Genomic DNA, 19,752 nt, shown 5'->3' with positions numbered 1-19,752 from the left:
GAGTTTGCCAATTTGAATGTCCACAGAATTGATATTTATTATGCTCATCCCTACTCTGCTTGGGAACGGGCCACCAATGAGCGGCACAATGGCCTAATCAGGCGGTTGATTCCTAAGGGAACAGCTATCAAGGAATTATCTTTTTCACAAATCGAACGGGTGCAGAATTGGTGTAATACTCTGCCCAGAAAAATCCTGGGCTACCGGCAACCAGCAGAACTCTTTTTCCGGGAAATAGAGCGACTAACTTACGAACTTCAGCCTTCATGATTGAAAAACCCAACTCATTCGGGTTTCCAAAAAATGTGTCGCATTTAATATTGCAATTTAAGAACATAAAAATAATAATCGTATATCTTGACAGAAAGATAATAATGGTATATGTTAATTATTGGACTTGTCCCAAAAAACAAAACACGACTGGATAAGAGAGATCCGGAAGGATAGCTCGAGGCCGTCAAATAAATGCTTCTAAGGGGAAGGATTGCACCATTTCCCGGGTGGAACGTGGTGTGATTTTCCCTGAAAGGGGTATTTATTTGATGGCCTTTTTATTTATGCTTTGAAAAAAAAGGGGGATGCATAATAATATGCAAGTAAAAGTCAAAGATGTTTTAAAGGCTCTCGACGACATTACCGGGGGCAGGGTTGTGATGGAGACGGGCGACGTATTTGCGGGCAGAAATCCTTTTGTGGTGATAAAATCCTCCAACATACCCGGCAAATCGGTGATGGAGATACCCGGGCTGGTATTCGGTGATCCGGAAGCGGTAGTGAGCAAAATAGCCGTAGTAATGACCCTTACCGAAAGCTGTATCGAGTTGGCGGCAGCTACAGGAGTCGATCTCATCGTAGCCCACCATCCGGTGGCCGATGCGGCCAATTCCGGAGGGGTAACGCTGAAAAATTACCTGGGACTTTATGGCATCAACGTCATAGAACTCCATGAAGCTTTTCACGGCCTGCATCCAGGGATATCGTACATCCACGGCCACCGGGCCTTCCGGGTCGATATAAGATACGGCGGTATCCCCGGCAACATCCTCTATGTAGGAAAGGTACTGGATGGCGTGAAGACTCTCGGGGATATGCTGGACAGGCTCAATAAAATGATGGACATGGATAGAGAGTTCAGGCTCAGCGAGTACGAAAAATCCGTCTACGGCTGCGAGGATATAAAAAATTCGGTTACAGCCGTGGGGGGCGAGATATTGATCGGCGCGCCCGAAACAGAAGTAAAAACCGTTCTACACATATTCCCTCATACGGGTTTTACCCCCGAACACCTGGAGATGGCCAAGATGGAGCATCCTGAAGCGGATACGGTGCTGGCCACTATAAGCAGGGTGCGAAAGGACAGCGCATTGGTGGCGAAGGCGAGGGAACTGGGACTCAATTTTATATGCGGCAACTGCCATTCAATGGAGGTATTTGAAAACGGGCTTCCGCTGGCTCATGCTATCAGGTCTTATTTGCCAAAGGAGATAAAAATAGTTGTCTTCAGAGAAAGGGTTATCTCAATTCCCGTGGAGCGCTTCGGGTCTTCCACCATTCAAGAATACGCCGGCTTTATAACAGAAAATTACCTGATGAAAAAGGGGGGATGAGGACAGCATAGGGGAAAGTATCATTTAAAAGGGCTGAATGATTTAACAAATAATAGGGAGGAAGGGTTATGGCTGTAAAGGAAAGGGAAGTAGTGGAAACCGGTCGTAAGATAGAGACCATCGAATGGGTTGGCCTTGTACTGCTGTTAAGTTCGCTGGTCGTGTTATTCGTAAAGCCTGGAGTAATAGGCGGCATTTTTGACGCCATGGTAGGGAGGGTCGTGCCCATCGTAGTCAAAGTATACCTAACGGGCACGCTGGGAAGTGCAATTATACTCAGCGTCATGACCGGCCGCATTCTCGAGCGGCTCGGGTTCACCGACGCCCTGGTGCGCCTTTTCACGCCCCTGGCTAGAATAATGAAGATCACTCCCCTGATCATCGTGCCCGCCATTTACAACATTCTGGGTGACATCAATGCCTCGGGCCGTATCACGGCTCCGTCCCTTAAAAAAGCCGGCGCCACGAAAGACGAGCAGAAAATAGCGATTGCCACCATGTGCCAGGGTAATCAGTCGTTTTCCACGTTTATGCTGGGGTTGCTGGCTTTTACAAAAGCTGGGCTCTGGGCCTTTCCCATAATAGTGGTGGGCCTGTTCCTGCCGGTAATACTGGTTCCGTTCTTGCTGAGCAAGACCATATACAGGGATGTGAAATATAAAGACATTACCGAAATGCCCCGGTTCACGCCAAACACTCCGCCGATACCCACCATCTTTAACGGTGCCAGGGAGGGAGCCGAACTTCTGTTCCTGCTGCTTATCCCTGCCGCCGCCGTGGTGTTCGCCATAATGGGGGCACTGGATTTTCTGGGGATGTGGAAACCGATCGAAAACGCACTCACCGCTTTTCTGGGAGCACTGTCGATAGACCCCCAGACGGGAATCCAGTCGATTCTGGTGTCACCGACGCTGGCGATGAACACCCTGGTGGAGACTATAAATAACATACCTCCCCGCCTTGCAATCGGGTCCTTCATCATAGCCGCGTCGGGCTTCCCGCTGCAGATACCTCTTGCCCAGATTCCCGCCGTATGGTCGCAGAATTCGGACCTTACCGCTGGAGAAGCCATGCAGGCTGCCGTAGTAGGAATGATTATCCGTATTATATCGGCCTTCTTGCTGTCATGGATTTTGGTCCCTATAGTTGGCTGATAATGAGCCGTTCCAGGTAAGACTATTCCCGCTTGTACGGTGCATGTAGTAACGTAAAGTCCCTTCATAATTATTCTCTAGACGTAAAGAGAGAACCCGGACTTTGCTAGGTTCTCTCTTTTTATATGCTCATGACGTTTTGTTGGATATGTTTCATGGCCCTGTTCCAGCGGTAGTTACTTTCCATAACCAAACGGCGTTTCTGCGTACGTAAAAGAAGCGAATTTCCATGCCGGTTACGGGGGCATTATAGCCTTCTACTATGTGCTGCCAACCATAATTTCGATCAAAATACCCTGGACCAGTAATTACAACCTTCGCTACTGCCAATGGGCCCCCGTGAACGGCTATGTAAAACCGAATCGCTCCAGCAGGGGTGAGATGTATAGCGATTACCAATAAAACGATTAAGACTACAGCAGATAATATTTTTTTCCGCATTCACCCACCTCCCAGTTTAAAACCCTGGACTTTGCCAAGAGGATAGCCTCATTCTTAGAATACTACAAAATCTATACCTTTTAGTAAATAAGTCTGAAGAAACATTTTTCACATAGCTCCCGAGCGGTTTTCCTTAAACTGCAGCAGGTAGAGCTTGTAATAAAGTCCCCTCTTTTCCAGCAGTTCTTCGTGAGTTCCGCATTCCCTTATCCGCCCTTTGTGGAGCACCATTATCCTGTCGGCATGCTGTACCGTTGACAGGCGGTGGGCTATAATTATTGTCGTTCGGCCCCGGGTAATCTTCTTCAGCGCGTCCTGGATCAGGGACTCGGTTTCGGTATCAACGGCCGACGTGGCTTCATCCAGTATGAGTATGGAGGGGTCGAAGGCCAGGGCCCTCGCAAAGGCCAGGAGTTGCCTCTGACCGGCGGAAAGGGTGCTGCCCCTTTCGGTAACCTCTTCATCGTATTTGTTCGGTTTTGCTTGGATAAATTGATGGGCGTTGGTGTACCGCGCCACTTCCAGGATTCTCTCATCGTCTATTTCACTGTTGTTGAGCCGGATGTTGTACCTTATATCGCCGGAGAAGAGAAACACGTCCTGCAGCACCACGCCTATCTGGCGCCTCAGGTCGCTCTGCCTCATATTCCTTATATCTACACCGTCTACGAGGATCTGGCCCCTGTTCACGTCGTAAAACCGGCAGATCAGGTTGATTATAGAAGTCTTTCCCCCACCGGTGGCACCCACGAAGGCCACGGTCTCGCCGGGTTTTACTTTGAAGCTCACGTCCTTCAGCACCCAGTCTTCACCCTCATAGGCGAACCATACGTTTCTGAATTCGATCTCTCCCCTGAACCTGCCGACCGCTACCGGTTCGGGCGGGTCTTTAATCGGGCTTTCGGTATCCAGCACCTGGAAAATTCTTTCGGAAGAGGCCATAGCCGACTGGAGGATGTTGAATTTTTCGGCCAGATCGTTGATGGGCTGGAAGAATTGGCCCATATAGTGTACGAAGGCATAGAGAGTGCCAAAACTCAGCAACCCCCTAATAACCCTCGGCCCGCCATACCAGATGAGGAGTGAAAGGGATAGGTAGTAAAGCAGGTCCAGGAATGGCCGGAAAACGGCAAATACTTGAAGCTCCCTCATAGTGGCCTGGTAATATTCCCGGTTTATACGGTCGAAGTCGGCAAACTTCCGCGCTTCCCTGTTGAATATCTGGATCACTTTCATCCCGGTGATGTTTTCACTCAAAGTGGCATTGATGCGGGCGATTTTCTTTCTAACTTCCCTGTATGCTTGGCGGGCTTTATTGCGAAAAATAACGGTGGCTGCGGTTATGATGGGAGCTACGGAGAGCGCAGCCATCGCCATCCTAAAATTCAGCCTCATCATGACAAAGATGATTCCCACCAGCAAAAAAAGGTCCTTAAACAGGTTTACCAGCACGCTGGTGTACATCTCATTGAGGGCTTCGGTGTCGTTGGTTACTCTAGTCACCAGCCTCCCCACCGGATTCCTGTCAAAATATGAAAGGTGCATGTTTTCAATGTGGCTGAATATTTCCTTCCTCAAATTGAGGATGATATTCTGACCGGCATACTGGAGCAGGTATACCTGGACGTAGTTGACCCCAAACCTGATGACCAGTATTAAAAGAAAAATCAGTGACAATCTGGTGAGCCCTTCGACGTCGCGGGCTCTGAAACTCCGAAACTCCTCGGGATCAAGCGGGAAGGCCTTCAATATCTTTTCTCCCTGCCTGGCCACGATTTCGCCGTCCACGGTTTCGATGGATACGTTGCCGGTTTCTGCAAGGACCTGTACCAAATAATACTTTCCACCCTGATCAACGATCCGGTAATGAGTCGCACCGGGTGGCGCCTGGGGAAGGTCACTGCCGCGCGCCAGCGTTTTGTTGCGCCAGCTGACGGTATGTACTCCCGGTGGGATCTTGTCCCGAGAAACTTCCACATACGGTATTTTAAAGGCATTGATATAGCCGTCAAGGGCGAAGCGGACTATGTACGGCTGCGCCAGGTCCGCGGCGGTGACAACCATTAAGAGCAGGATACAGAATACCATCAGGCCCGCATAGGGGCGCGCATATTTCAGGAGCCGCCTGAGAATATAAAGGTCGATAGGTTTTTCCTGCAGTTCGTCCTCGTGAAAACCGTTCAACAGCTACACCCTTTCCTCAATTCACTTCTTCGAGAGATTTTTCTAGAAGTTGTTTTAGGTAAAGGTTGTAATATATACCCCTGATTTCGAGCAGCTCCTCATGGGTTCCCCTCTCGACGATCCTCCCGCCGTCAATGACTAGGATTTCATCGGCGTGCATCACAGTTGATATGCGGTGGGAAATGAGAATGCTGGTCCGGCCGCGGCAGAACCGTTTTAAATTGCCGAGGATTTTTTCTTCCTTGGCCGCGTCGACCGCCGAAAGGCAGTCGTCCAGGATAATTATCCTCGGGTTTTTGATCAGGGCCCTGGCTATCGAAATCCTCTGCTTCTGGCCGCCGGAAAGATTGACACCTCGCTCGCCCAGGAGGGTTTCATACTGCCCGGGTAGAGCCTGTATATCTTCGTGAATACCTGCCGTTTTTGCAGCGTCCACTATTTCTTTATCGGAATATTCACCGGCAAAAGCTATGTTTTCCCGGACGGAGGCCGCAAAGAGAAAAGTATCCTGGGGGACGTAACCAATCTTTTCTCTCAGGGTTTTGAGGGGAATCCTGTTGATGTCTATACCGTCGACGTATACGGTACCCGGCGGTACCGGGTAAAGGCGAAGCAGCAGGCCGGCTATTGTGCTCTTCCCGCTGCCTACGGCGCCTACGATGGCGAGGTTCCTGCCGGCGGGGATCCGTAAACTTATATCGCGGACGGAGGGTTTATGGGTTCCCGGGTAGGCGAAAGTGAGGTTTTTAATCTCTATTTCTCCCCGCAGGTCATCTACCGGGAGGGTATCAGGGCCGTCGAGGATTTCCGGTTTTTCCTGTAAAATGGTGTTGATCCTCCCCATGGATGCGGCTCCCCTCTGCATCACATTGATAAGCCAGCCCATGGCAATTGTGGGCCAGGTGAGGAGGCCCAGGTATGAGATGAAAGCTACAAAGTCGCCCACAGAAATGCGGCCGTATATTGTTAGTTTTCCACCGTACCAAATAACGATGAGAAGGCTGAGGCCTGAGATTAACTCGATCAGGGGGAAGAACATTCCCCATATCTTTACGAGCTGTATGTTCGTTTCCATGTTATACCGGCAGATCTGGGAGAATTTCTCCATCTCCTTTTCTTCCTGCACGAAGGACTTAATTACCCGAATACCCGCGAAATTTTCCTGAACGCATTCGGTGAGCTTTGAAAAAGCCTCCTGGACGGTTTTAAAGCGGTTGTGAATCATCTGGCCGAACCGCGTCACGGTGAAGACCAGAAAGGGAAGGGGGAGGAGGGAAAAAAGCGTCAGCTCCCAGCTTATGGTTTTTCCCATCATAAAAATTGTTGCCAGCGTCATGAAGGCTGCATCCACCGCCAGCACGATTCCCTGGCCCAGGGCCTGCCGGACCGCCTGGATATCGTTAGTGGCGTGCGCCATTATATCGCCGGTCTTGTGGTGCTGAAAATACGTCAAAGATAGGGTCTGCAGGTGGGCGTAAAGCTTGTTTCTAAGCTCGTATTCGATGAGCCGGGAACTTCCCAGCAGGTACATCCGCCATAAGTACCTGAGGAGCGCGATGGCCAGGGCTATTAATATGAGCGCGGAAATGTACCTGACGGCGAAATATCTATTAAAAGTCCCCCGGTTTATGGCGTCGGCCGTCGCACCGAGCAGTCTGGGGTATATTATCTGCAGGAAGTCCACGATTACGAGCCACAGAACACCTACGGCGTACATACTTTTATAGCGGTAAAAAAAGTCACGCAGGGCGAGAAAATTCCTCATTGAATCACTCCATTTCCGGGTACATAATTCTATACAAAATCGGGAAACCCTTTAAATTTAAATCTAATTTTAGATCGACCCCCATGACCTGACACTATGCGAAATAAACCACCTCACCGCCGACCTGGTATTACTGATTCGACCACCTGGCTACCGGCTCGTCTCTTGACTTATTTAGGTCAAAATTATATAATTTTTACCGTTCATGGAAAATTTATAACCTCTGCCTATGTTTTCGGGGCCTTGTGGAAAAGCAGGGTCCTTTTTAAATCGCGGGATGGAGGTGAAGCCATGGACATCAAGGGAATAGCGGAGGAGGTTTACAGAAGAACGGGGATCGAAACTACGGAACGCGATGTGGAGAAAGTGCTGTCGGGGCTGGCCGGCAGCTCCCACTTCTGGGAGGTCGTCTGTGCCGCCCGGAAGCCGTTCAGCGTAGTGGCTGAAATAATTGAGATATTGAAGCAGACGAAACTGGTAAAAGTTGACGAACAGGGGGACATAAGTTTTACTCCTGAAGGTATGGAATTTTTAAACAGCAGCAGGATAGCCCCGAGGAAAGATTATACCTGTCCGGCGTGCGAAGGGCGGGGCATAGGGCTCGAGAAACTGAAAGAACTGTTACAAAAATTTGACGAGGTGACCGCCGACCGCCCCAAAGCCATAATCGATTACGATCAGGGATTCGTGACAACCCGAACCGTCGCCGGCAGGATAGCCCTCATGGCGGGCAGGGGGGACCTGGAGGGTAAAAAGCTATTGGTCCTGGGAGACGACGACCTTGTGAGCGTAGCCGCCGGCCTTTCGGGGATGCCTGCGGAGGTTGTCGTCATGGAGATCGACGACAGGCTGGTTGAATATATTAATAATAAGGCCGCTAAATTCGGCCTGCCGGTGAAGGCTATAAAGTACGATTTTAGAGAAAAACTTCCAGAAGAATACGTGGGTTATTTTCATACATTTACCACAGACCCGCCGGAGACCTTGGAAGCCCTTGAGGTCTGCATGGGAAGGGGACTTACGGGCCTTTCCGGCGAGGGGTGTGCCGGTTACTTCGGGTTGACCCGTACGGAGGCTTCTCTGAAGAAATGGAACCTGTTCCAGCAACTGCTGGTAGGTAAATTCAAAGTGGCTATTACTGATATAATTGATGACTTCAACCATTACGTCAACTGGGATTATCTGCTGGAAAGTATTAGAGACGATTACACTTTCGTGCAGGTAAAGCCAAGGCTCAACTGGTACAGGTCTTCAATGTACCGGATAGAGACGTTAAGCGGCTTTAAGGGAATGGAAAATAGATCTGTGCCCTGTGAGCTTTATGTGGATAAAGAGGCCCTGATTTACCGTCCGGGCAAAAGCGTTGACAAAGAAAAAAAAGTGCGGTATATTAAAAATTAAAACCTGCAAAGTAAAAAAGCGATGAAGGGGACAGTAAGCGCCGGGAAGCCCCCAGAGAGCCGGGGTAGGTGGGAGCCCGGTGGATGTACCGGCGGCTGAAGATCACCCCTGAGTGAGGCCCGAAACCAGCGGAGTAGGAGCCTACGGCTTTTGCCGTTATATTGAGGAGCGAGGTGCGGGAATCCCCCGCGCCTTACCAGGGTGGTACCGCGGGAGAAATCTCGTCCCTTTTTTGAGGGGCGGGATTTTTTTATTTTAAATCCTAGCCTTCAATTGGTAAAGATGGAGGTATTGAGCCATGTTTAAAAAAGTAGAGCCAACCATGAACTTTGTTCCTATCGAAGAGAAAATACTGGATTTCTGGAAAAGGGAAAAGATCTTCGAAAAGAGCATAGAGAACAAAAAGGATGCCCCCAACTACGTGTTCTACGAGGGCCCTCCTACAGCCAACGGAAAGCCCCACGCCGGCCACGTGCTGACCAGGGTAATAAAGGACCTGATCCCCAGGTACAAGACCATGATGGGATACAGGGTCGACCGCAAGGCCGGGTGGGATACCCATGGACTCCCGGTGGAGCTGGAAGTTGAAAAGCAGCTGGGGATCAGCGGGAAACCTCAAATAGAGGAATACGGCGTGGAGAATTTCATAAAAAAATGCAAAGAGAGCGTCTTCACCTACGAGCAGGAATGGAAGAGGATGACCGAGAGGGTAGGGTTCTGGATTGACATGGAGAACCCTTACGTCACCTACCACAACACCTACATCGAGTCGGTCTGGTGGGCCTTGAAAAAAATCTGGGAGAAGGGCCTTCTGTATAAAGGGCACAAGGTGGTGCCCTACTGCCCCAGGTGCGGGACATCGCTGTCCAGCCACGAGGTAGCCCAGGGTTATGAAGAGGTCGAAGACCCTTCGGTATTTGTCAAGTTCCCGCTGGAGGGAGAAGAAAATACCTATTTCCTGGTATGGACCACCACTCCGTGGACGCTGCCTTCCAACGTAGCTCTGGCAGTAAAAGAGGACTCTACCTATTTGAAAGTTGAACAAAACGGTGAAAAACTGATACTTGCTGAAGAAAGGCTGGGCGTCCTGGAAGGGGAATACACCGTCCTGGAGAAGTTTCCGGGCGAAAAACTTTCCGGCGTTAAGTACAGGCCGGTATTCCCGTTCTTTGAAAACGAGAGACAAAGAGCCTTTTACGTGGTTACGGCGGATTTCGTTGCGATGGATGAAGGTACCGGAATCGTGCATATGGCGCCGGCCTTCGGCGAGGACGACTCCAGAATAGGTCAGAAGTACGGGCTACCGGTGTTCCAACCAGTAGACACCCAGGGAAGGTTTACAGAGCAGGTTGGACCCTGGGCCGGGATTTTCGTGAAGGACGCCGATAAGGGCATCATTAAAGACCTAAAGCAGAGGGGGCTTCTGTACAGGGCCGAAAGGCACCTGCACACATATCCTTTCTGCTGGCGCTGCGATACGCCGCTCTTGTACTATGCCCGCAGCAGCTGGTTTATCAAGACCACAGCTATTAAAGAAAGGCTTCTGGAGGTAAACCGAAAGATAGGATGGCACCCGGAGCACATAAGGGACGGCCGCTTCGGTAATTTCCTGGAAAACGTCATAGACTGGTGCCTGAGCCGCGAGCGCTACTGGGGGACACCGCTTAACATCTGGATATGCCAGGAATGCGGTAAAGAGCACGCCGTGGGCAGTTTAGAGGAAATGAAAGCGCTGAGCAAGCTGCCGCTGGGTGATATAGAGCTGCACAAACCTTACGTAGACGAAGTTGTATTGAAATGCCCCGGCTGCGGCGGCGACATGAAGCGCGTGCCCGAGGTCATAGACTGTTGGTTCGATTCGGGATCGATGCCTTTCGCCCAGTTCCACTACCCCTTTGAAAACGAAGAGACCTTTAAAACCCATTTTCCTGCAGATTTCATATCCGAGGCCATCGATCAGACCCGGGGATGGTTCTACAGCCTCTTTGTGATATCCACTCTACTGTTTGACGATTCGCCTTACAGAAACGTATTGGTAATGGGACACGTGCTGGACCAGTACGGGCAGAAGATGAGCAAACACAAGGGCAACGTGCTGGACCCGTGGGAGGTGCTGAACGAACAGGGCGCCGACGCCATGCGCTGGTACCTGTACGTGGCAAGTCCTCCCTGGAATCCCAGCCGCTTCTACAAGGAGGCTGTCAGCGAAGCTCAGCGGCGATTCCTGGGAACCCTGTGGAACATCTATTCCTTCTTTACACTCTACGCCAGTATCGACGATTTCAACCCGAGAAACCATTCGCTGGATCCGAAATGCAGGCCCGAGATGGACCGCTGGCTTTTATCCAGGGTAAACAGCACCAACAGGAAGGTGAGGAAGGGTCTGGACGGATTTGACATAACTTCCGCAGCCCGGGCCTTGGAAGAATTGGTGGACGATATGAGCAACTGGTACGTCCGCCGGTGCAGGGAAAGGTTCTGGAAATCCGAAATGGATCAGGATAAAGTCGCAGCATACCTCACTCTGTACGAAGCGCTGGTGGCGTTTATAAAGATGGCGGCTCCCTTCGTGCCGTTTATCACCGAAGAACTTTACCAGAACCTAGTGAGGATGCCCTATCCCGAAGCTCCGGAGAGCGTGCACCTTTGCAACTACCCTGAGGTAAGGGAGGAACTTATCGACTTAAAACTGGAGCACAAGATGGGGCTGGCGCGAAAGATCGTAGAATTGGGGCGGGCCGCCAGGAACAAGGCAAAAATAAAGAACCGCCAGCCCCTTTCGAGAATGATGGTCCAGCTGAGGAATCCAAACGATGAAGAACTCTTAAAAGATCTAACCGATATTATCAAAGAAGAGCTGAATATAAAAGAAATCGAATATATCCACATGGCCGAACAGTACTTCACCTACATGCTCAAGCCGCGTTTCGATCTGCTGGGCCCCAAATACGGCAAGCTCATGCCCGCTATTGCCCGGGAAATTTCCAGGGTTAGTGCTGCCGAATTGATCAGGGAAGCCAGGGAAAAGGGCGAGGTAGTCCTGACGGTAGAAGGGCAGGAAGTGAGGCTGACCCAAGACGATCTCGATATAAGAGCCCAGGACAAAGAAGGGTTCTGCACCGAAGGAGAAGGCGGCTACTACGTGGTGCTCGATACAACAATTACCCACGAACTGATGCTGGAAGGTATAGCCCGCGAGTTCACCAGCAAAATACAGAACATGAGGAAGGAAGCCGGATTTGAAGTAGAAGATAAAATATACGTCTATTACCAGGGAGACGCCGTAATCGATGAAGCGATGAACCTCCACGGAGGGGAGATAAAGAGCGATACACTAGCGATTTCCATCGAAAAAGCCGCCCCACCTGAAGACAGCTTTGCCCGTGAGTGGGATATAAACGGGCACGGGGCGTTGCTTGGAGTAAAAAAAGTGTGAGGTGAGAGTTGTGAATGAAGCGATCAGGGTTTTAAAAGAAAGAAGAAGCGTGAGGCAGTATACGCAAAAGCCCATCCCCAGGGAAATTTTGGAGGACATCGTAGATTGTGCAAGGCTGGCCCCATCGGCCAACAACGTTCAACCATGGGTATTCGTGGTGGTAACCGAGGAGGAAGGTAAGAAGGAACTGGCCCGGCTTGCAACCTGGGGGAAATTTATCGCCGATGCTGCGGCCTGTGTGGCTGTGTTCTGCGAAAAGGACAACAACCACGCTGTGGAAGACGGTTCGGCTGCTACCGAAAATATAATGCTGGCCGCCAAGGCCTACGGCATCGGTTCCTGCTGGGTGGCGGGATACAGGAGGCCTTACAGCGAGGAGGTCAGGCAGTTCCTGGGGGTGCCCGAAAAATACGAGCTGATCTCGCTGGTACCCCTGGGATACGCTGATAAGACACCGAATCCGCCCAAGAAGCCGCTGTCGGAAGTGCTGAAGTGGGAGAAGTACGAATAAAATCTGACCCGAGGGTGCAACCTCGGGTTTTGCTTTTTTAACAAACCTTTAAACATAAACAGCAGCAGGAAAAGGGCAAAAGCCGTAGAAAAATTATCAAATAAGGATATTGCTTTTTGCCAGGGGGGTATATTTGAAACTCATCCTGTGTTTTGCCCTTAATGCCGAACCCGACGGGGCCAGCACCACGCTGATTCACTTGAGGAGAAAAGGCCTGGATAAGATATATGAAGAATTCACTGAATTTCTGAGGGAAAGAATCATAACTTCTATGAATAAATATATAGAAAGAATCCTCGATGAGAATTTCTTTTTTAGCTATTTCTTCAGTACATCGTTGGACTTTTACTCCGACAGGCTGGCGGAAAAAAATTGGGGTATCTAGTATTTGCGCTTTACAAGGCTGTGGTGGAAGGAGAAAGGCAAAATGGTAAAAGCGTGCGCCCTCCAGCTGAGGTTTGAAAATAAGGAGAAGTACATCGAAGATATTAAAAAATACATCCGGGACATAAAAGCGGATATCCTGGTACTTCCTCCCCTCGCAGGGCTGTTATTTTCATCCAGCGCCGAGTATCTCCAGTTTCATCTGGAGTTTTCAAAAGGCAAGGATTTCGTTCTGGTGCCCGGCAGTTTTTTTGAGGACGGGTACCACAAAGCGGTTATCATGCAAAGGGGTAGAATACTTCATACCCAGTGCCAGACCCACCTTTCGGCGCAGGATGCAAGGAATGGCTTAAAAAGGGGAGACGAACTTGATATATGTTCGACGGCCGTGGGCAACGTGGGCATACTCGTGGGCAACGACTGCTTTCATCCTCAAACTGGCAGAATTTTAGGCCTCCAGGGTGCCGATATCGTGGTGGGGCTTTATACAGTTGAAGGGGATTACAACCGCTGGCTTCAACTGTCCGGTATATGGCAGCAGGTTCAGCAGAACCAGTTTTTTGCCGTGGAATGCGCCGCCAACGGGAGGATCCGCGATAAAATATACGCCGGCCGGAGTATAATTCACAATCCCATATGGGAAGGTTCCAACGGCATTTTGGGTGAAATGAAGGAAGGAGAAGAAGGGGTTCTCGCGGCAGTCCTTGATTTTGAGAAGAGAAATGAAATTAAAGCCGTTTACCCACTGTATAAGTATTTGAACAGAAAACTTTATAAAAAAGAGTGGGGATACTGATGGGATTACTGGATTGCGTGGTAAAGATTTTTCTTGCTTTTAAGTTTAACCCGAAGCCCCTTAAACGGTACATAACCAGGTTGAAAGTTAAAAAGTATAATAGGGGGCCTGGTTTGAAAGTTGCAGCAACCCAGGTGGAATTCCGGCTCCATAAATCGGCCATAGAGTATTTTGAGCATATGAGGTATCTGGCGGAGAGGGCGGCGGAGGAGGGGGCTCAACTCATCGCCTACCCGGAAAATATTCACCTTCCTCTTTACGGCCTCCTCCCTGGGATAGAGAAAAAGTTATCCATGGACGGCCGGAAAGATGAAGACGGGGAAAAAATCAGGGCCGCATTGATGCTGCTCGGGCCGTACGTAAAAGACATCTATTTTTTAACATTCAGTTCCATCGCCCGCATCTACGAAATGTACGTGATGGGGGGAAGCATCACCGTCCCTGAAAACGGAGAGCTTTACAATACGGCGTATTTGTTCGGCCCCGACGGAAGGCTCATCGGCAGCCAGAAAAAGCTGCACGCGACCCCCGAAGAGGAAGCCTTCGGGTTGAAAACCGGAGATGAATTGGCGGTCTTTCGCCTGCCCTTTGCCAACGTCGCCTTCCCGGTTTGTATGGACGCCACTTACTATGAAACCTTTGAAATTGCCAGGAAAAAAGGGGCCGATATAGTTATAATCCCCATCGCCAATATGGAAGAGTACGATTTTTACAGGGCCCTCAGGGGTATATGGCCCAGAGTCCAGGAGAGCCGGGTTTACGGCATAAAGAGCGCACTGGTGGGGAGGGTGGCGAAGTTTTATTTCACCGGCAAGGCGGGAGTATATGCCCCGCTGGATTTAACCGAAAACAGGGACGGTGTAGTGAAAGAAGCAGAACATTATCAGGGAGATGATGTGATTACAGCTCCGCTGGACATAGAAGCCTTGAGAAGGTACAGGCTTGAGGATGAACTCCTGGGAGACAGGAACGAGGTGTTGTACAGGAAATACTTTAGCCGGCTGTATTGAGGGGGTAAGAAACATTCAACTCACCAGTCGGTGTTCAACACAATAGGGCTTTTGTTCGGTGGCAGGCCTGGCCGGGTGCAGGAGGGAGGCCATGTTCTTCGGAGTTCAGGGGTTACTGGTAAAAACGACAATAGGGATATCTTCATTTTTTACAACCGGAGTGCTTTTTAAATATCTGGGTTATAGTTATGACAAACCTGCGGGTATTTCTGTATCATGCCTGCTGGCGGCCGTATGCATACTGTTGGGCCTTCTGGTGTTTAAAAACTATTCTCTTGATGAAGAAAAATTATACGCAAAACCGTAATAAGTTTTATGAGGCGGTTATATTTTAGAGAGAGGGGAAACAGCATTGGAGATAACATTTACAGGTATTCACCCTTTCAATCTGGAAGCGATAGCCGAAAGCGGCCAGGCCTTCCGTTGGAGCAGGATGGAAGATGGGGGTTACCTGGGCGTAGTGGGAAACCTAGTGATAAAGGCATTCCAGGAGGGGGATACCTTAAGGGTATTTACTAACGGCGGCGAGGATTCGATCGGATTTATTCGAGATTATTTTGATCTGGAAAGAGACTACCGGGAGATCGAGGATAAACTCTGCGGGTTTGAGGAGCTGGTGCCGGCGGTAAAGTTCTGCAGCGGCAACCGCATACTCCACCAGGAACCCTGGGAAACCCTGATTTCCTTCATCCTTTCGGCCAACAACAGCATACCGAATATAAAACGGACGATTGAGCGGATGTGCAGCTGTTACGGAATTCCTGTGGAATTTGAGGGAGGAACCTACTATACCTTTCCCGCTCCGGAAGTGCTGGCTTCTTTATCTGAAGATCAGATCAGAGATACCCGCTGCGGTTTCAGGGGCAAGTACGTGATTGCAGTGGCCAGGATGATCGCCGGTGGCGGCATCGACCTGGACGAGCTGGAGAAGCTTCCCACCGGCGAAGCCAGAAAACTGCTCATGCAGCTCCCCGGCGTAGGGCGAAAGATAGCCGACTGCGTGCTGCTCTTTTCCCTGAGGAAATTCGACGCCTTCCCGGTAGACGTGTGGATAAAAAGGGTTGTGGAGCACATTTACTTTGATGGTAGGGAAATGCCTGTAAAGAAGATCATCAAATTTGCCGAAGGCCGGTTTGGACCCCTGGCGGGATTTGCACAGCAGTACCTTTTCCATTACACAAGAACTTGCTGGGGTGATATTAAAGGTGGTCCTGGCTCTGAAAAAGAACCGGGCTGAATTTATGAGTAAGCAGCGACCTTCAAAAAAATTTTTCACAATAACTCCGACGGATTACCGATTTCCATTATTCTTCCTTTCTGTAAAATCACGACAATATCGGCGATGCATTTAACATCTTCCCGATCGTGAGTGACGAAAACAGTGGTAATGCCGGTCTGAACGATAATCGTCTTCAACTCCTGGCGAATTTTTGTTTTAAGGGATGAATCCAGATTGCTGAAGGGCTCATCCAGCAAAAGTAAATGGGGCTTCGGAGCAATAGCCCGCGCCAGGGCGACCCGTTGTTGCTGGCCGCCGCTCAGTTCGTAAGGGTACCGGTGTTCGAAACCCTTTAAATCCACCAGAGCTAGAATTTCCTGTAATCGGACCTTTTTTGCTTCGGCCGGCATTTTATTTAATCCGAACAGAATATTCCTGGCCACCGTCATATGGGGGAAGAGAGCATAATCTTGAAAAACCATACCTATACCCCTTTTTTCCGGCGGAACAAAAGTATTATGGTCGACCATGATTTTACCGCTTATTTTTATCCGCCCCTGCTGCGGGATTTCCAATCCGGAAATCAGGCGAAGGGCGGTGCTTTTGCCGCTGCCGCTTTCCCCCCAGATTGCCAGCGTTATACCTTTGGGTACCGTCAGTGTAAAATTTTTCAAAACATAGTCGGGACTGTTGGGGTATTGGAAACTAATATTTTCAACTTCCAAAAACATACCTTTACGTCCTTTCTGCCGTCTTATAGAATAAATAGATGCTTAGGAAACTAACGGTGATGATAATCAAGGAGGCGATAGCTGCTTCTTGGACCATCTCGTCATTGGCATACTGGAAAGCTTTCGTTGCCAGGGTGTGGAAATTAAAAGGCCGTAATATCAAGGTGAGAGGCAGTTCTTTCAATATATCGACGAAGACGAGAATAAAGCCCCCGGTTACAGCGGGTTTCAGCATGGGCAGATCCACCAGCAAAAAGGTTCTAGCTATATTTGCTCCCAGGGTGCGGGAAGCTTCGAAATATTTCCTGCCTATTTTTTCAAATCCGGAATCCACGGCATTATAGCCGATGGCCAGAAACCTTATTATATAGGCAAAGACCAGCATGACGATACTTGTACTCAAAACCAGTTTCTTTGAACCGCCGATGATAGGCTTATACAGCCAGTAGATCCGGCTGTCCATTTGTATAAAAAAAGTAACTACACCGATGGCGATTACCGTCCCGGGGATGGAGTAGCCGATAAGAGCAATCCTAGATACAATATTCCCCAGCTGATTTGTGCTGATCCTTGCGAAATTGCCGATGATCAGGGCAAGTATTACAATAACACTGGAGGTTATACCGGCCAGCATAACGGAATTGAAAAGCGAAGCGATAAATTCATAATTTAAAATGCTGCGATAAGTTAAAAGGCCCCAGTAAAACAATTGGAAGACAGGGATGACAAAACCGAAGCTGAATATTAACAGGCAGAAAGTCAAAGCAAGTATCGCCGGGGTTTTGTGCAACCGCCGGGGAACTAGCGGACGGACTGCTGATTTACTATAAGAGAAGCTAAGCCGTCCCCTCAAGAGCTTTTCGATTACCACGGTGGCGAAAACTAAAATCATTAAAAGACCGGCTAATTTAATGGCGGAATTCAGATCGCCCATGCCGAACCAGGCTCTGAAAATCGCCGTGCTGAAGACGGGAATCCCAAAATAATGTACAACCCCGTAATCATTTAAGACTTCCATTATGACGAGGCTGACTCCTCCGATAATGGCAGGCCTGGCTAGAGGCAGCAGGGTGTAAATTAAAATTTCAACCGGGGATCTACCCAGCAGCTGGGCCGATTCAATCAACGCCGATGATTGCTTTTCAAAAAAAGCTTTTACCATTAGATAAACATAGGGATATAAAAAAAGTGAGAAAATAAAAACAGCACCTTCAGGAGACATTATTTGAAAATATTTTTGATTAGGGGACACTCCTACAGTGTTTCTCAAAAAGGTCTGGATCGGTCCTGTGAAGCTTACGATTCCACTATAAGTGTAAGCAGCCATATAAGGCGGAACGGCCAGGGGCAAAATCAGAGCCCAGCGCATAAATCCCCGGAGGGGGAAGTCGTAAAACGCAACAAGATAAGCCAGGAGAGTGCCGGTTATAATGGTCATAACTGCGGTAGCTCCGACAAGTACCAGGGAATTTTTTATATAGCTCTGCAAGAGATAAGTCCTGATATGAAGCCAGTTTTCTGTGGGTTCTTCCAACAATCCGGCTAGAATGTTAAGATTGGGCAGGAGCAACAGAAGCAAGATCATGAAACTAGCGATGCTCCAGAAGTTCAGGTTTAGCTTGATATTCCTCGGCACTTTTACCACTTCCTGTAAATAGAGAGTAGCCCGCCAGGCTACTCTCTTTAACTTATTGCCAACCGACTTCATCGAAGATTTTTACTGCCCGACTGTTCAGTTCACCTAGGCGGGAGAGCTTGATATTTTGAGATTTGAAGTCTCCCCAGGACTTTAGCAGGTCTGAAGGTTCGACAGCGGGATTAACAGGATACTCGTAGTTAGCATCTGCAAATACCTTCTGAGCCTTTTCGCTGGACAGGAATTCCATGAATTTAATGGCATTCTCTTTATTCTTGGCGTATTTTGTAAGGCCTATACCACTCACGTTAATATGGGTACCGTTTCCTTTCTGGTCAGGGAAGATAATGCCTACCTGTTGTGCTGCTTTAATTTCTTCCGGGTCGGAAGAATTGAGCATTTGGCCCAAATAATAGGAATTCATGATGGCTATATCGCCGATACCAGCTGCAATAGCTTTAACCTGGTCCCTGTCATTGCCCTGCGGAGGCCTGGCCATATTCTTGACGATGCCTGCAGCCCAGGCTCTGGCTTTTTCTTCACCTTCCAGCACGATAAAGGATGCTAACAGGGACTGGTTGTAAACGTGGCTTGAAGTCCTTACGAGGATCTTTCCTTTTAATTTTGGGTCGGTCAAATCAGCGTAAGAGGAAATCTCGTCAGGATTTGCCCGGTCTTTAGCATAAACGATCACCCGGGCACGCTTGGTTAAACCAAACCAGTAGTTCTCGGGATCCCGAAGGTTTTCAGGGATATTCTTTTCCAGGACAGCACTGGTTACCGCCTGTAACAAGCCCTGCTCCTTGGCCCTGTGTAACCTGCCGGCATCAGCGGTGATCAACAGGTCTGCCTCGGTATCCAGTCCTTCCCGGGCCAGCCGTTCGATCAACTCGTCCGATTTGCCTTCAACCATGTTGACTTTTATGCCCGTCTCTTTCTCGAACAGATCATAAAGCTGCCGGTCGGTGTCGTAATGCCGGTCGGTATATAAATTGACGACTTTGCTTTCGCCGGGGGCTGTATTCTGGGTCCCCGAATTGGTGACCCCGCATCCTGCCACGAGAAAAATCGACATGATGAGGGTTACGGCAATGAAAGATGTAAGGGAAAACAACTTACTGGATCGCATGAAACAACCTCCTTATGTAATGAAAATCATTCTCATGGCTGATATTATAAATGAAAATCATTATCACGTCAACTGCAAAATCTATCCTCAAGAATCAAAAATAACCTCGAGAAAGCTTGAAGCGAAATTAGAGGCTTTTTCTTAAATTAACTGTAGCCTTCCGAGCTTTTTTATGATAAACTATATTTAGATACTTATCTAAATATCTTAGGGGGGATTTCCATGGGGAAAAATAAAAAATCCGCCCTACCGGTGAACTGGCTGCTTTTGGGATTTATACTATCGCTGTATGTAATGGGTTTCATTTTATACCCCGCATTGCCGGATATGGTACCGTCCCACTGGAAT

Annotated in this window: 17 protein-coding genes and 1 other annotated feature; of the genes, 11 read left to right on the top strand and 6 right to left on the bottom strand. The window is 49.1% G+C overall.

Annotation, left to right across the window (positions count from 1 at the left end):
* From LZ11_RS10700 to LZ11_RS10690, 3 genes are all read left to right on the top strand, one after another.
* Positions 1–270: IS30 family transposase (locus LZ11_RS10700; protein ID WP_148867870.1), on the top strand; the 270-nt coding region annotated here is incomplete at its 5' end.
* Positions 271–590: 320 nt separating this feature from the next.
* On the top strand, positions 591–1,607 hold the full coding sequence (locus tag LZ11_RS10695; protein ID WP_148867869.1) for a Nif3-like dinuclear metal center hexameric protein: 1,017 nt from the start codon (positions 591–593) through the stop codon (positions 1,605–1,607).
* A 68-nt stretch (positions 1,608–1,675) separates the two neighbouring features.
* Entirely contained in the window at positions 1,676–2,761 is a 1,086-nt protein-coding gene (locus LZ11_RS10690) for a hypothetical protein (protein ID WP_148867868.1), read from the top strand.
* A gap of 153 nt (positions 2,762–2,914) precedes the next feature.
* On the opposite strand, the gene LZ11_RS10685 is transcribed toward LZ11_RS10690, so the two are convergent.
* From LZ11_RS10685 to LZ11_RS10675, 3 genes are all read right to left on the bottom strand, one after another.
* A complete protein-coding gene (locus LZ11_RS10685) occupies positions 2,915–3,202 on the bottom strand; it encodes a hypothetical protein (protein WP_148867867.1) in 288 nt (95 codons plus the stop codon).
* 108 nt (positions 3,203–3,310) lie between these two features.
* Positions 3,311–5,386 carry an ABC transporter ATP-binding protein gene (locus LZ11_RS10680; protein ID WP_148867866.1) on the bottom strand — a complete coding sequence of 692 codons (2,076 nt, stop codon included), beginning with the start codon at positions 5,384–5,386 and terminating at the stop codon, positions 3,311–3,313.
* Between the two features lie 16 nt (positions 5,387–5,402).
* Positions 5,403–7,151, bottom strand: coding sequence for an ABC transporter ATP-binding protein (locus LZ11_RS10675; RefSeq protein ID WP_148867865.1), 1,749 nt, complete (start codon positions 7,149–7,151; stop codon positions 5,403–5,405).
* A 291-nt stretch (positions 7,152–7,442) separates the two neighbouring features.
* Between LZ11_RS10675 and LZ11_RS10670 the strand changes: the two genes are divergently transcribed.
* From LZ11_RS10670 to LZ11_RS10635, 8 genes are all read left to right on the top strand, one after another.
* On the top strand, positions 7,443–8,552 hold the full coding sequence (locus tag LZ11_RS10670; RefSeq protein WP_148867864.1) for a bis-aminopropyl spermidine synthase family protein: 1,110 nt from the start codon (positions 7,443–7,445) through the stop codon (positions 8,550–8,552).
* A 12-nt stretch (positions 8,553–8,564) separates the two neighbouring features.
* Positions 8,565–8,784, top strand: a binding site (T-box leader).
* A 66-nt stretch (positions 8,785–8,850) separates the two neighbouring features.
* Positions 8,851–11,988: an isoleucine--tRNA ligase gene (gene ileS / locus LZ11_RS10665; RefSeq protein ID WP_148867863.1), complete on the top strand. Its 3,138-nt coding sequence runs from the start codon at positions 8,851–8,853 to the stop codon at positions 11,986–11,988.
* Between the two features lie 10 nt (positions 11,989–11,998).
* Positions 11,999–12,499, top strand: coding sequence for a nitroreductase family protein (locus tag LZ11_RS10660; protein ID WP_148867862.1), 501 nt, complete (start codon positions 11,999–12,001; stop codon positions 12,497–12,499).
* Between the two features lie 133 nt (positions 12,500–12,632).
* Positions 12,633–12,884: a hypothetical protein gene (locus LZ11_RS10655; RefSeq protein WP_148867861.1), complete on the top strand. Its 252-nt coding sequence runs from the start codon at positions 12,633–12,635 to the stop codon at positions 12,882–12,884.
* 42 nt (positions 12,885–12,926) lie between these two features.
* The gene (locus tag LZ11_RS10650; RefSeq protein ID WP_148867860.1) at positions 12,927–13,679 is read left to right on the top strand and encodes a carbon-nitrogen hydrolase family protein; all 753 of its coding nucleotides are present in this window, start codon (positions 12,927–12,929) and stop codon (positions 13,677–13,679) included.
* A 113-nt stretch (positions 13,680–13,792) separates the two neighbouring features.
* Positions 13,793–14,689 (top strand): nitrilase-related carbon-nitrogen hydrolase, encoded by an 897-nt coding sequence (locus LZ11_RS10645; protein WP_170240366.1) that lies wholly within the window; start codon positions 13,793–13,795, stop codon positions 14,687–14,689.
* Between the two features lie 91 nt (positions 14,690–14,780).
* Positions 14,781–14,996, top strand: a complete 216-nt coding sequence (locus tag LZ11_RS10640; RefSeq protein WP_148867858.1) for a hypothetical protein — start codon at positions 14,781–14,783, stop codon at positions 14,994–14,996.
* A gap of 45 nt (positions 14,997–15,041) precedes the next feature.
* Positions 15,042–15,926, top strand: coding sequence for a DNA-3-methyladenine glycosylase family protein (locus LZ11_RS10635; RefSeq protein ID WP_148867857.1), 885 nt, complete (start codon positions 15,042–15,044; stop codon positions 15,924–15,926).
* A gap of 35 nt (positions 15,927–15,961) precedes the next feature.
* Here the strand turns inward: LZ11_RS10635 and LZ11_RS10630 are convergent, their stop codons facing one another.
* The 3 genes from LZ11_RS10630 to LZ11_RS10620 all read right to left on the bottom strand — a co-directional run bounded on the left by LZ11_RS10630 (position 15,962) and on the right by LZ11_RS10620 (position 19,404).
* Positions 15,962–16,639, bottom strand: a complete 678-nt coding sequence (locus LZ11_RS10630; protein ID WP_222927250.1) for an ABC transporter ATP-binding protein — start codon at positions 16,637–16,639, stop codon at positions 15,962–15,964.
* Between the two features lie 4 nt (positions 16,640–16,643).
* Complete coding sequence (locus LZ11_RS10625) at positions 16,644–18,224, bottom strand: ABC transporter permease subunit (RefSeq protein WP_148867871.1); 1,581 nt, start codon at positions 18,222–18,224, stop codon at positions 16,644–16,646.
* Positions 18,225–18,327: 103 nt separating this feature from the next.
* Entirely contained in the window at positions 18,328–19,404 is a 1,077-nt protein-coding gene (locus LZ11_RS10620; protein ID WP_148867856.1) for a Fe(3+) ABC transporter substrate-binding protein, read from the bottom strand.
* Positions 19,405–19,752: the final 348 nt, after the last annotated feature.

Source organism: Thermosediminibacter litoriperuensis (genome assembly GCF_008124715.1).
GTDB classification, from domain to species: domain Bacteria; phylum Bacillota; class Thermosediminibacteria; order Thermosediminibacterales; family Thermosediminibacteraceae; genus Thermosediminibacter; species Thermosediminibacter litoriperuensis.
Note: the sequence above shows the minus strand (reverse complement) of the source record. Positions and strands in the feature narration are given on the sequence as shown.